Below are 12,732 nucleotides of genomic sequence, written 5' to 3'. Positions count from 1 at the left end.
AATACTGTCGCTGTTTCGAGGTCGATCCTTTGGGAGGGGTCCCATGTTCCGCATTGTCCTGACAAGTCTTATCGTCCTGCCGCTGGCCGCCTGTGCGCAATTCGTCAGCCGCGGGGCCGAGGCCGAGCCCGAACTGCGTTTCGGCACCGGCTATCGCGGCTCCGACGACCCGTGCGTCCGCGTCGGCGAGACCGCGCTTACCGCGCCCTATGTCAGCCAGGACGAGGATCTTGTCGGCTGCCCCGTCGATTTCGACGGCCGGCCGGCCTTCCAGATCAAGACTGGCGGGCGCGAGGTGACGCGGACCGCGGACTGGGTGATCTATCGCGTGCCGCTTCTGGGGGCGCCGGACATGGCGGGCGTGGACCCGGCCGCCGAGACCTCCGTCGCAATCGAAGTGCCGCCGTCAACCGAACTTTAAGGGATTGCGGGTCCGCTTTCCGCGAAACCGCCGGGAGAGGCCTTGACCTTTCCCGGTCACGCCCTTATTCCGCAGCGTCTCGACAGAGAATCGGCTGCAGCCCGGGGTCGCGCCCCGCTCGTACAGTCAGAAGAATAGCCCAAAGGCCCGTCGGCGCAAATGCCTTCGGGCTTCCGTTGTGAAAAAAGGTTCTGGGGTTACGGAACCGCAACCGAGAAGGACACTCCTACGTGGCACGTATCGCCGGCGTCAACATTCCCACCGCCAAGCGCGTCCCGGTCGCGCTGACCTATATCCACGGGATCGGCCCCTCGACCGCCCGCTCGATCTGCGATGCCGTCGGCATCGACCAGACCCGCCGGGTCAACGAGCTGTCGGATTCCGAGGTTCTGCAGATCCGCGAACATATCGATTCCAACATCACGGTCGAAGGCGACCTGCGCCGCGAGGTGCAGATGAACGTCAAGCGCCTGATGGACCTGGGCTGCTACCGCGGCCTGCGGCATCGCCGCAACCTGCCCGTGCGCGGACAGCGCACCCATACCAACGCGCGGACCCGCAAAGGCCCCGCGAAGCCGATCGCCGGCAAGAAGAAGTAAGGGAGAGCAGGTAAATGGCACGCGATCGCCGCGCCCCGAAGCGCAAGGTATCCAAGAACATCGCCGCTGGTGTCGCCCACGTGAACTCCAGCTTCAACAACACCAAGATCCTGATCTCCGACGTGCAGGGCAACGCCATTTCGTGGTCGTCCGCCGGCACCATGGGCTTCAAGGGCTCGCGCAAGTCGACGCCCTACGCCGCGCAGATGGCCGCCGAGGATGCCGGCCGCAAGGCGCAGGAGCACGGCGTCAAGACGCTGGAAGTCGAGGTGCAGGGGCCGGGGTCGGGCCGCGAGAGCGCATTGCGCGCGCTGGCCGCCGTCGGCTTCAACATCACCTCGATCCGCGACGTGACGCCGATCGCCCATAACGGCTGCCGCCCGCCGAAACGCCGCCGGGTCTGACAGAGGATCGTATCGAATCCCGGACCGCGCCTGCCCCGCGCGGTCCGATTTGTCGTTTTTACCTCGGGAGTCCGCCGCCAAGGGTCATCGGGCGTCGGGCAGGAATGGAGGCCATAAAGCATGATCCACAAGAACTGGCAGGAACTCATCAAACCGTCGCAGCTGGAGGTCAAGCCCGGCAACGACCCCGCGCGGCAGGCCACCGTCGTGGCCGAACCGCTGGAGCGGGGCTTCGGCCTGACGCTGGGCAACGCGCTGCGCCGGGTGCTGCTGTCCTCGCTGCAGGGCGGGGCCATCACTTCGGTCCAGATCGACAATGTCCTGCACGAATTCTCCTCCATCGCCGGTGTCCGCGAGGACGTGACCGACGTGGTGCTGAACCTCAAGGGCGTCGCGATCCGCATGGATGTCGAGGGGCCGAAGCGCCTGTCGATCTCCGCCAAGGGGCCGATGGTCGTCACCGCCGGCGACATCTCGGAATCCGCGGGCATCGAGATCCTGAACAAGGACCACGTGATCTGCCACCTCGACGAGGGCGCCAACCTGTTCATGGAGCTGACCGTGAACACCGGCAAGGGCTATGTCGCGGCCGACAAGAACCGCCCCGAGGACGCGCCGATCGGCCTGATCCCGATCGACGCGATCTATTCGCCGGTGCGCAAGGTCTCCTACGACGTGCAGCCGACGCGGGAAGGCCAGGTGCTGGACTATGACAAGCTGACCCTGAAGCTGGAAACCGACGGCTCGGTCAGCCCGGACGACGCGGTGGCCTATGCCGCGCGCATCCTGCAGGACCAGCTGTCGATCTTCGTCAACTTCGAAGAGCCGGAGAGCGCCGGCCGCGCCGACGAGGACGAGGGGCTGGAATTCAACCCGCTCCTGCTGAAGAAGGTGGACGAGCTGGAACTGTCCGTGCGCTCGGCCAACTGCCTGAAGAACGACAACATCGTCTATATCGGCGACCTGATCCAGAAGACCGAGGCCGAGATGCTGCGCACTCCGAACTTCGGCCGCAAGTCGCTGAACGAGATCAAGGAAGTGCTCTCGGGCATGGGCCTGCATCTCGGCATGGATGTCGAGGAATGGCCGCCGGAGAACATCGAGGACCTGGCGAAGAAGTTCGAAGACCAGTTCTGATCTTCGACCGGGGGCCGCGATTTTTCGTCGAAAAATCGCCGCTCCCGATCCGGGCCGCCGCGCCCCAAGGAGAGCCGGTGACACGCATCGCCGGCCGGACAAAGCAAAACCGCCCGTAGAGGGCAGATAACGGAGTAAGACAATGCGTCACGCCAGCGGCCACCGCCGCCTCAACCGCACCCAGGAACACCGCAAGGCGCTGTTCGCCAACATGGCCGGCTCGCTGATCGAGCACGAGCAGATCAAGACGACCCTGCCCAAGGCCAAGGAACTCAAGCGCGTCATGGACAAGCTGATCACGCTGGCCAAGCGCGGCGACCTGCACGCCCGCCGCCAGGCCGCGGCGCAGCTGAAGCAGGACGCGCATGTGGCCAAGCTGTTCGACGTGCTCGGCGCCCGCTATGCCGAGCGCCAGGGCGGCTATACCCGCGTCCTGAAGGCCGGCTTCCGCTATGGCGACATGGCGCCGATGGCGATCATCGAGCTGGTCGACCGCGACCCCGACGCCAAGGGCCTCGCCGACCGCGAGCGCCTCGCCGCCGAGGAGGCCGCGGAGGGCTGAGTCCCGCCGCCGCGCCGGAAATCGACTGGCCGCCCCTCCGGGCGGCCTTTCGCTTTTCCGGCGGTCCATTAGATTGGGGGCATGGCCACCGCCGCGGGATATTCCGGCACGCCGTTGCCGAAGAAGCTGGGCTTCAAGCCCGGCTGGTCCGTGCTGGTCCACGGCGCGCCGCCCGACTATGCCGACCTGCTGGCCGGGGCGGACGACGTGGCCTTCCTCCATGATACCGAGGCGGAGGGCGTGGAGGCCGTGCACCTGTTCCTGCGCGCGCCGGAGGATCTCGACCATGTGCCCGGCCTGCTGGCGCGGCTCGTCCCCGGCGGGATGCTGTGGCTGAGCTGGGCGAAGAAATCGTCGAAGCTGCATGCCGGGATCACCGAGGACGACCTGCGCGCGGCGGTGCTGCCGCTGGGCTGGGTCGACGTGAAGGTCTGCGCCGTCGATGCCGACTGGTCGGGCCTGAAGTTCCTGAAACGAAGGGCCTGACGCGATGGCCGACCTGTTCGACACCACCCCCGACGCGAAGCCCGAGCGCGAGGCGCCGCGCCCGCTGGCCGACCGGCTGCGCCCGAAGACGCTGGCCGAGGTGATCGGGCAGGCGCAGGTTCTGGGCCCCGACGCGCCCTTGGGGGTGATGCTGGCCTCGGGCGCGCTGTCGTCGCTGATCTTCTGGGGCCCGCCGGGCGTGGGCAAGACCACCATCGCGCGGCTTCTGGCGCATGAGACGGACCTGCATTTCGTGCAGGTCAGCGCCATCTTCACCGGCGTGGCCGAGCTGAAGAAGGTGTTCGAGGAGGCGAAGTTCCGCCGCCGCAACGGGCAGGGCACGCTGCTCTTCGTCGACGAGATCCACCGGTTCAACAAGGCGCAGCAGGATGGCTTCCTGCCGCATATGGAGGACGGGACGATCCTGCTGGTGGGCGCGACCACCGAGAACCCGTCCTTCGAGCTGAACGCGGCGCTTCTGTCCCGGTCCCAGGTGCTGGTGCTGGAACGGCTGGACCTGGCCGATCTGGAGCGGCTGGCGCAGCGGGCCGAGCACGAGATGGGCCGCGCGCTGCCGCTGACCGGCGAGGCGCGCGAGCAGCTCCTGGAGATGGCCGACGGGGACGGGCGCGCGCTTCTGAACCTGATCGAGCAGATCGCGGCGTGGAAGACCGACGGCAAGCTGGACCCGACCGCGCTGACCGCCCGGCTGCAGAAGCGGGCGGCGCAATACGACAAGTCGGGCGACGCGCATTACAACCTGATCTCGGCGCTGCACAAGTCGGTGCGCGGCTCGGACCCGGACGCGGCGCTCTATTGGCTGACGCGGATGCTGAACGGGGGCGAGGATCCGCGGTATCTCGCCCGCCGCATCACCCGGATGGCGGTGGAGGATATCGGCCTGGCCGACCCGCAGGCGCAGCGTGTCTGCCTCGACGCCTGGGAGACCTACGAGCGGCTGGGTTCGCCCGAGGGCGAGCTGGCGCTGGCGCAGGCGGTGATCTACCTGTCGCTCGCGCCGAAATCGAACGCGGGCTATGCCGCCTACAAGAACGCCGTGGCGGCGGCGAAGAAGACTGGCAGCGAGCCGCCGCCGAAGCATATCCTGAACGCGCCCACCAAGCTGATGAAGGAGCAGGGCTACGGCGAGGGCTATGCCTATGACCACGACGCCGAGGATGCGTTTTCCGGGCAGAACTACTTCCCCGACGGGATGAAGCGCGGGGTGTATTACAGCCCGGTCGAGCGCGGGTTCGAGCGCGAGCTGAAGAAGCGGCTGGACTGGTTCGCCGAGCGGCGGGCGAGACGCGGCGGGTAGGGGGATCGGGATTCGTTGGCGCTGTAAGGCCGGAAGTCATTGGTATTGAGAAAGGAGCCGCGCGAGGGCCGACGCGCGCGGGGGCGCTCCGACCTCCGAGCGATGCGCTTTATGGCTGCCAGGTCCGGACGACCTCCGAGCTCTGCGATAACGTCGACCACAGCGCCGCCGCTCTGGGGCGCGTCGGCGCTCGCGCGGCGGCCTTCGGCCTTGTTCCGCGCGGCCATCGTCCGGACCGCAGCACAGCTATGGTTTCTGCTGCTCCCCGGCGGCACGACCGTCACGGCTGCGATCCAACTCAGCGCCCGGACCGCGCCCCCCCCTCACACCATCCCGAACATCGTGCGCCAGTTGGCGGCGGTCATACCGGCGCGGTAGTCTTCGGCCATCTCCGGGTCCAGCGCTTCGACCAGCAGGCGGTTCTCCAACCAGATCTCGATGCACTCGAACGGCCCGCGATTGCAGCGGCGGGTGGGCCAGCCCTCGGCTTTGCCCATCGTCAGGATGTCGGCCGCCGGCAGCGGCGAGGCCAGCGCGACATGGGCGAAGGTCGGCCCGGTCTGCGCCGCGCCGGTTTCGCACAGCACGTTTCCGGGGCCGGGCAGCAGGCGGTGGGTGAGCGGGTAGACCTCGACAGCGGTGCCGTCGTCGGCGCGCCCGAAGGCGATCCAGCTGTCGGGAAAGGGCGGGAACGGCAGCGCCTCGCCGCCCATCAGCCGGGCAATGAAGCGGGCGGCGAGCTCGGGATCCGCCGCACTGAGGGAGACGTGGAAGAGTCGCATGGGCCGGACCCTATGGACCGAGATCGCGCGGGGCAAGCCGGGCCGATTGACTCTTTCCCGGGCAGACGCCAAGTCAGCGCGCATGATGGCGAATGTGGCAATGGTGGCGCTGGGCGGCGCAGTCGGGGCGACCGGCCGGTACATGACCGGGCTGGCGGCGGTGCGTGTCATGGGCCACGGCTTTCCCTGGGGCACGCTGACGGTGAACGTCGCGGGCTCGTTCCTGATGGGCGTGCTGGTGGTGACGCTGGCCCATTTCGGCGGCACCCGCCTCGCGCCGCTTCTGGTGACCGGCATGCTCGGCGGCTTCACCACCTTCTCCGCCTTCTCGCTGGACGCGGTGACCCTTTGGGAGCGGGGACAGCACACGCTCGCGGCGGGCTATGTCGCGGCGTCGGTGGTGCTGTCGCTGGCGGCGCTCTTCGCCGGGCTCGCCGTCGCGCGCGGGGTCGCGGCATGAGCGGCGTGCAGACCCTGACCGTGGCCGAGGGCGAGGGCGAGCAGCGGCTCGACCGCTGGTTCCGCCGGCAGTTCCCGCATGTCCCGCAGGGCCGCATCGAGAAGATGTGCCGCAAGGGCGAGATCCGGGTGGACGGCGGCCGCGTCAAGGCCGCGACCCGCGTCGCGCCCGGCATGCAGGTGCGCGTGCCGCCGCTGCCCGACGCGCCCGCGCCCGACCTGCCGCAGCAACCGAAGCTGTCCGACCGCGACGCCGAGATGATCCGCGCCACGGTGCTCTGGCGCGACGACCACGTCATCGCGATCAACAAGCCCCCCGGTCTGCCCACCCAGGGCGGCAGCGGCCAGACCCGCCATGTCGACGGCCTGTCCGAGGCGCTGCGCTTCGGCTACGAGGACAAGCCGCGGCTGATCCACCGGCTCGACAAGGACACCTCGGGCGTGCTGCTCCTGGCCCGCTCGCGCGACGTGGCACAGGCGCTGACGGCCGCCCTGCGCCACCGCGAGACGCGCAAGATCTACTGGGCGCTCGTCGCCGGCGTCCCCACCCCCTATCTCGGCGAGATCCGCTTTGGCCTGGTGAAGGCCGGCGGCCACGGCAAGGGCGGCGAGGGCGAGAAGATGCGCTGCGTCCACCCGCAGGACATCGACGCGACGCCCGGCGCCAAGCGCGCCCATACCCTCTATGCCACGCTCTACCGCGTCGCCAGCCGCGCCGCCTGGGTCGCGCTGGAGCCGCTGACCGGCCGCACCCACCAGCTCCGCGCCCACATGGCCGAGATCGGCCACCCCATCGTCGGCGACGGCAAGTACGGCGGCTCGGCGCAGGAGAACATGGGCGACGGCTGGGGCGCGCAGCTGGGCGGCATCATCTCGAAGAAGCTGCACCTGCACGCCCGCTCGCTGACCTTCGAGCACCCGGTGACGAAAAAGCCGATCACCGTCACCGCGCCGCTGCCCGAGCACATGAAACACAGCTGGGACACCTTCGGCTGGACCGAGGACCTGGCCGCCGACGACCCCTTCGAGGCCCTGCAATGAGCGAATGGAAGGCCCGCCGCTTCTGGACCGAGGCGCGCGTCGAACCGCATGCGGCGGGCTTCACCGTGCGGCTGGACGGCCGCCCCGTGAAGACCCCGGGCAAGACCGAGCTTACGGTGCCGTCCGAGGCGCTCGCCCACGAGATCGCCCGCGAATGGGACGCGCAGGAGGGCACGATCGACCCGCGTACGATGCCCTTCACCCGCGCCGCGAACTCGGCCATCGAGAAGGTCGCGCCGCAGCACGCCGAGGTCGCCGACATGCTGGCGGGCTACGGCGACAGCGACCTGACCTGCTACCGCGCCGACAGCCCCGAGGGCCTCGTCGCGCGGCAGGCCGAGGCCTGGGATCCGCTCCTGGACTGGGCCGAGGCGACCTTCGGCGCGCGGCTGATTCCGGTCGAGGGGGTGATGCACCAGCCGCAAAGCGCCGCCGCGCTCGACCGGCTGGCCGCCGAGGTCCACGCAATGACCCACTGGGAGTTGACGGGCTTTCACGATCTCGTGGCATTGTCGGGCTCGCTGGTGATCGGGCTGGCCGCCGCGCGCGACGCCTGGACGCCCGAAGAGCTCTGGCAGCGCTCGCGCGTCGACGAGACCTGGCAGGAGGAACAGTGGGGCGAAGACGCTGAAGCCGCGGCCATGGCGGCCGCCAAGCGGCAGGACTTCCTGCAGGCGCACCGCTTTCTCAAACTGCTTTAAAAACAGGCCGCCCAGCCCCCCGGACGGCGGTGTTTTCCCCAAGGGCAGGGCGTCGTTTCTTCCACAGCAGCCTTGACCTTCCGCGCCGGATTCGCCCACACTCCCCGTCGTTGAGGGGGGTTCTCTGCCTTCACGTGAACTCAATCCGGCCCAGGCCGGAAGACACGCCCTACGGGAAAGGGCGGCAACTCAGGAAGAGGTAAACATGAACAAATCCGTTTTTCTTGGCGCGCTGACTGTCGCCGGCCTCGCCGCCGGCGCTGCGGCTGCGGCCACGCTGGACGACATCAAGGCGCGCGGTAATCTGAACTGCGGCGTGAACACCGGACTCGTGGGTTTCGCGGCGCCTGATGCGAACGGAAACTGGCAGGGTTTCGACGTCGCCGTCTGCCGCGCTGTCGCGGCCGCCGTGCTGGGCGACCCGCAGGCCGTTGAATTCACGCCCCTGACCGGCAAGACCCGCTTCACCGCGCTGGCCTCGGGCGAGGTCGACATGCTGTCCCGGAACACCACCTGGACCCTGACCCGCGACGTTGACCTGAAGAACACCTTCGTGGGCGTCAACTACTACGACGGCCAGGGCTTCATCGTACCCAAGGAGCTGGGCGTGACCTCGGCCAAGGAGCTGGCCGGCGCCACCGTCTGCATCCAGACCGGCACCACGACCGAGCTGAACCTGGCCGAGTTCTTCCGCGTCAACAACATGGATTACGAGCCGGTCCCGATCGAGACCAACGCCGAGGCGCAGCAGCAGTACCTGGCCGGTGCCTGCGACACCTACACGACCGACGCCTCCGGCCTCGCCGCCACGCGCGCCAGCTTCGAGAACCCGGGCGATCACGTGATCCTGCCCGAGATCATCTCGAAAGAGCCGCTCGGCCCGCTGGTCCGCCACGGCGACGAGGAGTGGTCCGACATCGTCCGCTGGACGCTGAACGCGCTGATCGCGGCGGAAGAGCTGGGCGTGACCTCGGCCAATGTCGCCGAGATGGCGTCGGAGCCGACCAACAACCCGGAAATCAACCGGATGCTCGGCACCGAGGGCAACCTGGGCGAGATGCTGGGCCTGGACGCGGACTGGGCCGTCAACGCGATCTCGGCCGGCGGCAACTACGGTGAGCTGTTCGAGAAGCACATCGGCGAGAATACCCCGATCGGCCTGGCGCGCGGCCTGAACGCGCAGTGGACCGACGGCGGCCTGCTCTACGCGCCGCCGTTCCGGTAAGACGCATTCGGCAAGGGGCGCGGGTCACACCGCGCCCTTCTGCCATCTGCCAATAACAAGAAAGCATCCGGGCCCGCGAACGCGAACGAAATCGCGTCGGGAGGAGAGGCTCCGGGGCAGACAGGGGATCCCTATGACGGCACTTACGGAGCCACCGAAGGAGTCGTTCCGCCTCAGCATGCTGATCTACGATACCCGGTATCGGTCGATGACCATCCAGGTCGTCGCCCTGATCGGGTTCATGCTGGTCGCGGCCTGGCTGATCAACAACACGATCGTCAACCTCAACGCGCTGGGCAAGCCGGTCGAATTCGGCTTCTTCACCGAGCCGGCGAGTTACGACATCAACCAGAAGCTCATCGAGTACGACAACCAGGACTCGCACATGCGGGCCTCCTTCGTCGGGCTGTTGAACACGCTCCTGGTGGCCGTCCTGGGCTGCGCCACGGCGACGATCGTCGGGGTCCTCGTGGGGGTGCTGCGCCTGTCCAGCAACTGGCTGGTGTCGCGCATCATGGCCGTCTATGTCGAGATGTTCCGCAATGTGCCGGTGCTTTTGTGGATCGTGCTGGCCATGGCGATCCTGATCGAAAGCCTGCCACGACCAAGCGCCTTCCGCGGCGACGAGCCGGACGCCACGATGAAGGTGTTCGACAGCGTCGCGCTGACCAATCGCGGCGTCTACATCCCCGAGCCGCTGTTCACCCGCTCGCTGGGCAACATCCACCTGTTCGGCGACTCGGCGCTGCGGTTCGACATCTCCATCGACCTGATCGTCTTTCTTTTGATACTCGGCGGCTCGATCTATGCCGCGCGCCGGATCACCGCCTGGGCCAACGCCACGCAGGAACGCACCGGCGAGAGGCCCCGGATCTGGCATATCAACCTCGCCGTCCTCTTTCTGCCGACCATCGCGCTGCTGGCGGCGCTGGGCTTCCACCTGGGCTACCCGTCGCTGCAGGGCTTCAACTTCCAGGGCGGCATCCACATGCGCAACTCGCTGATCGCGCTGTGGCTGGCGCTGTCGCTCTACACCGCCGCGTTCATCGCCGAGATCGTGCGCGGCGGCATCCTGGCCATCTCCGGCGGCCAGACCGAGGCCGCCGCGGCGCTGGGCCTGCGCCCGCGCCGGATCACGAGCCTCGTCGTGCTGCCGCAGGCGCTCCGGGTGATCATCCCGCCGCTGATCTCGCACTACCTGAACCTGACCAAGAACTCGTCGCTGGCGATCGCCGTGGGCTACATGGACATCACCGGCACGCTGGGCGGGATCACCATGAACCAGACGGGGCGCGAGCTGGAATGCGTGCTCCTGCTGATGCTGGTCTACCTGACCATCTCGCTGATCATCTCGGCGGTGATGAACGTCTACAACAATCGCGTGAAACTGGTGGAGCGGTGACATGAGCAGCACACACGGAGATACCGTCCGCTACGTCCGCGACACCATGCTGCCCGAGCAGGAGCCGCCGGTCACCTCCACCGGCATCATCGGCTGGGGCCGCGAGAACCTGTTCCGCGGGCCGTTCAACACCGTCGTCACGATCGTCTCGCTGCTGTTCATCTACTACGTCCTGGCCGGCGTGCTGCCCTGGGTGTTCCAGTCCGTCTGGTTCGCCGACTCGCTGGGCGAATGCCGCGAGATCGCCACCGCGACCTGGGGCGAGAGCCACGGCCACGCCTGCTGGGCGGTGATCCGCGAACGCTGGCTGCAGCTTCTGTTCGGCTTCTACCCGTCCGAGCTCTACTGGCGCCCGATCCTCGCCTTCGTGCTCCTGCTGGTGGCGCTGGCGCCGGTGCTGTTCCCCTGGGCCCCGAACAAGCTTCTGTGGGTCAGCGCGGCCTATCCGTTCCTGATGCCCTGGCTGATGTGGGGCGGCACGATCTGGTCGCCGCTGCTGGTGGCGGTGGGCTTTGCCATCCTGATCCTCGGCACCCGCTACCTGTCCGAGATGGTCGGCAGCCTCGGCGCCGTGATCCTCGCCACCCTCGCCGCCGTCGTCTGGTGGCTGTTCCTCGTCGGACCCATCTCCTCGGCCCTTTCCGGGGCGCTGCCCATCGGGCTGGAGGCCATGGAGTCGCGCGACTTCGGCGGCTTCATGCTGTCGATCCTGATCGGCGTCGTCGCCATCGGCTGCTCGCTGCCCATCGGCATCGTGCTGGCGCTGGGGCGGCAGTCGGACCTGCTGATCGTCAAGTCGATCTGCGTGGGCTTCATCGAGTTCATCCGCGGCGTGCCGCTGATCACGCTGCTGTTCGTGGCCTCGACGCTGCTGAACATCTTCATGCCGCCGGGCACCGACTTCGACATCATCCTGCGGGTGATGATCATGGTCACGCTCTTCGCATCGGCCTACATGGCCGAGGTGATCCGCGGCGGCCTCGCGGCGCTGCCCAAGGGCCAGTACGAGGGCGCCGATTCGCTCGGCCTCGACTACTGGCAGGCGCAGCGGCTGATCATCATGCCCCAGGCGCTGAAGATCTCGATCCCCGGGATCGTGTCCACCTTCATCGGCGTGTTCAAGGACACCACGCTGGTCTCGATCATCGGCCTGCTGGACCCGATCGGACTGACCAACGCGATCCGCGCCGATGCGGCCTGGAACGGCATCTACTGGGAGCTGTTCGCCTTCATCGCGCTTCTGTTCTTCATCTTCTGCTTCGGCATGTCGCGCTACTCGATGTATCTCGAGCGCCGGCTCAAGACCGACCACAGCTAAGGAGCCTGCCATGGCCGACGTTTCCCACGACACGACCCCCGCGCCGCGCCAGGTCGACACGAGCCAGATGAAGGTCTCGGACGAGGTCGCGATCCAGATCACCGAGATGAACAAGTGGTTCGGCACGTTCCACGTCCTCCGCGACATCAACCTGACGGTCTATAACGGCGAGCGGATCGTGATCTGCGGCCCGTCCGGCTCCGGCAAGTCGACCCTGATCCGCTGCATCAACCGGCTGGAGGAACACCAGGCCGGCCAGATCGTGGTGGACGGGATCGAGCTGACCTCGGACCTGAAGAACATCGACAAGATCCGCTCCGAGGTCGGGATGGTGTTCCAGCACTTCAACCTGTTCCCGCACCTGACGATCCTGGAGAACTGCACGCTGGCCCCGCTCTGGGTGCGCAAGACGCCCAAGAAGGAAGCCGAGGCGACGGCGATGCACTTCCTCGAAAAGGTGAAGATCCCCGAACAGGCGCACAAGTATCCCGGCCAGCTCTCGGGCGGGCAGCAGCAGCGCGTGGCCATCGCCCGCTCGCTCTGCATGAAGCCGCGGATCATGTTGTTCGACGAGCCGACCTCGGCGCTGGACCCGGAGATGATCAAGGAGGTGCTCGACACCATGATCGAGCTGGCCGAGGAAGGCATGACGATGCTCTGCGTGACCCACGAGATGGGCTTTGCCCGGCAGGTGGCAAACCGCGTGATCTTCATGGACCAGGGCCAGATCGTCGAACAGAACGAGCCGGAAGAATTCTTCAACAACCCCCAGAGCGACCGGACCAAGCTGTTCCTCAGCCAGATCCTCGGGCACTGAGGGCCGCCGGATCGACGGTGACGCCGGAGGCTTCGGCGGCGGTCGTGGTTTCGGACCGCT

The 12,732-nt window shown here is 67.6% G+C and carries 15 protein-coding genes; 14 read left to right on the top strand and 1 reads right to left on the bottom strand.

Features of this window, described 5'->3' with window-relative positions; all coding sequences use genetic code 11:
- The first annotated feature begins 43 nt into the window (after positions 1–43).
- The 7 genes from P1J78_RS18100 to P1J78_RS18070 all read left to right on the top strand — a co-directional run bounded on the left by P1J78_RS18100 (position 44) and on the right by P1J78_RS18070 (position 4,927).
- Positions 44–421 (top strand): hypothetical protein, encoded by a 378-nt coding sequence (locus P1J78_RS18100; protein WP_275568787.1) that lies wholly within the window; start codon positions 44–46, stop codon positions 419–421.
- Positions 422–651: 230 nt separating this feature from the next.
- The gene (gene rpsM / locus P1J78_RS18095; protein WP_275568786.1) at positions 652–1,020 is read left to right on the top strand and encodes a 30S ribosomal protein S13; all 369 of its coding nucleotides are present in this window, start codon (positions 652–654) and stop codon (positions 1,018–1,020) included.
- A 14-nt stretch (positions 1,021–1,034) separates the two neighbouring features.
- Positions 1,035–1,424 (top strand): 30S ribosomal protein S11, encoded by a 390-nt coding sequence (rpsK, locus tag P1J78_RS18090; protein WP_275568785.1) that lies wholly within the window; start codon positions 1,035–1,037, stop codon positions 1,422–1,424.
- A gap of 120 nt (positions 1,425–1,544) precedes the next feature.
- Positions 1,545–2,561, top strand: coding sequence for a DNA-directed RNA polymerase subunit alpha (locus tag P1J78_RS18085; protein ID WP_275568784.1), 1,017 nt, complete (start codon positions 1,545–1,547; stop codon positions 2,559–2,561).
- 142 nt (positions 2,562–2,703) lie between these two features.
- Entirely contained in the window at positions 2,704–3,123 is a 420-nt protein-coding gene (gene rplQ, locus P1J78_RS18080) for a 50S ribosomal protein L17 (protein ID WP_275568783.1), read from the top strand.
- Positions 3,124–3,204: 81 nt separating this feature from the next.
- The gene (locus P1J78_RS18075; protein WP_275568782.1) at positions 3,205–3,609 is read left to right on the top strand and encodes a hypothetical protein; all 405 of its coding nucleotides are present in this window, start codon (positions 3,205–3,207) and stop codon (positions 3,607–3,609) included.
- Positions 3,610–3,613: 4 nt separating this feature from the next.
- The gene (locus tag P1J78_RS18070; protein ID WP_275568781.1) at positions 3,614–4,927 is read left to right on the top strand and encodes a replication-associated recombination protein A; all 1,314 of its coding nucleotides are present in this window, start codon (positions 3,614–3,616) and stop codon (positions 4,925–4,927) included.
- 323 nt (positions 4,928–5,250) lie between these two features.
- On the opposite strand, the gene P1J78_RS18065 is transcribed toward P1J78_RS18070, so the two are convergent.
- Positions 5,251–5,709 carry a VOC family protein gene (locus P1J78_RS18065; RefSeq protein ID WP_275568780.1) on the bottom strand — a complete coding sequence of 153 codons (459 nt, stop codon included), beginning with the start codon at positions 5,707–5,709 and terminating at the stop codon, positions 5,251–5,253.
- A gap of 82 nt (positions 5,710–5,791) precedes the next feature.
- On the opposite strand from P1J78_RS18065, the gene crcB reads away from it, so the two are divergent.
- From crcB to P1J78_RS18030, 7 genes are all read left to right on the top strand, one after another.
- Positions 5,792–6,169, top strand: a complete 378-nt coding sequence (crcB, locus tag P1J78_RS18060) for a fluoride efflux transporter CrcB (RefSeq protein ID WP_275568779.1) — start codon at positions 5,792–5,794, stop codon at positions 6,167–6,169.
- Positions 6,166–7,209 (top strand): RluA family pseudouridine synthase, encoded by a 1,044-nt coding sequence (locus tag P1J78_RS18055; protein ID WP_275568778.1) that lies wholly within the window; start codon positions 6,166–6,168, stop codon positions 7,207–7,209. Before crcB ends, P1J78_RS18055 begins: the two co-directional genes overlap by 4 nt.
- The gene (locus tag P1J78_RS18050) at positions 7,206–7,910 is read left to right on the top strand and encodes an ATP12 family chaperone protein (protein WP_275568777.1); all 705 of its coding nucleotides are present in this window, start codon (positions 7,206–7,208) and stop codon (positions 7,908–7,910) included. Before P1J78_RS18055 ends, P1J78_RS18050 begins: the two co-directional genes overlap by 4 nt.
- Before the next feature lie 205 nt (positions 7,911–8,115).
- Positions 8,116–9,135 (top strand): amino acid ABC transporter substrate-binding protein, encoded by a 1,020-nt coding sequence (locus P1J78_RS18045; RefSeq protein WP_275568776.1) that lies wholly within the window; start codon positions 8,116–8,118, stop codon positions 9,133–9,135.
- A gap of 133 nt (positions 9,136–9,268) precedes the next feature.
- Entirely contained in the window at positions 9,269–10,537 is a 1,269-nt protein-coding gene (locus tag P1J78_RS18040) for an amino acid ABC transporter permease (RefSeq protein WP_275568775.1), read from the top strand.
- A gap of 1 nt (position 10,538) precedes the next feature.
- Positions 10,539–11,855, top strand: coding sequence for an amino acid ABC transporter permease (locus P1J78_RS18035; protein ID WP_275568774.1), 1,317 nt, complete (start codon positions 10,539–10,541; stop codon positions 11,853–11,855).
- 10 nt (positions 11,856–11,865) lie between these two features.
- Entirely contained in the window at positions 11,866–12,672 is an 807-nt protein-coding gene (locus P1J78_RS18030; RefSeq protein ID WP_275568773.1) for an amino acid ABC transporter ATP-binding protein, read from the top strand.
- Positions 12,673–12,732 lie beyond the last annotated feature (60 nt).

Origin of the sequence: Psychromarinibacter sediminicola, from assembly GCF_029168335.1 — a bacterium.
Lineage (GTDB): Bacteria > Pseudomonadota > Alphaproteobacteria > Rhodobacterales > Rhodobacteraceae > Psychromarinibacter > Psychromarinibacter sediminicola.
The sequence above is the reverse complement of the archived record's forward strand: the minus strand, read 5'-3'. Positions and strand labels throughout refer to the sequence as shown.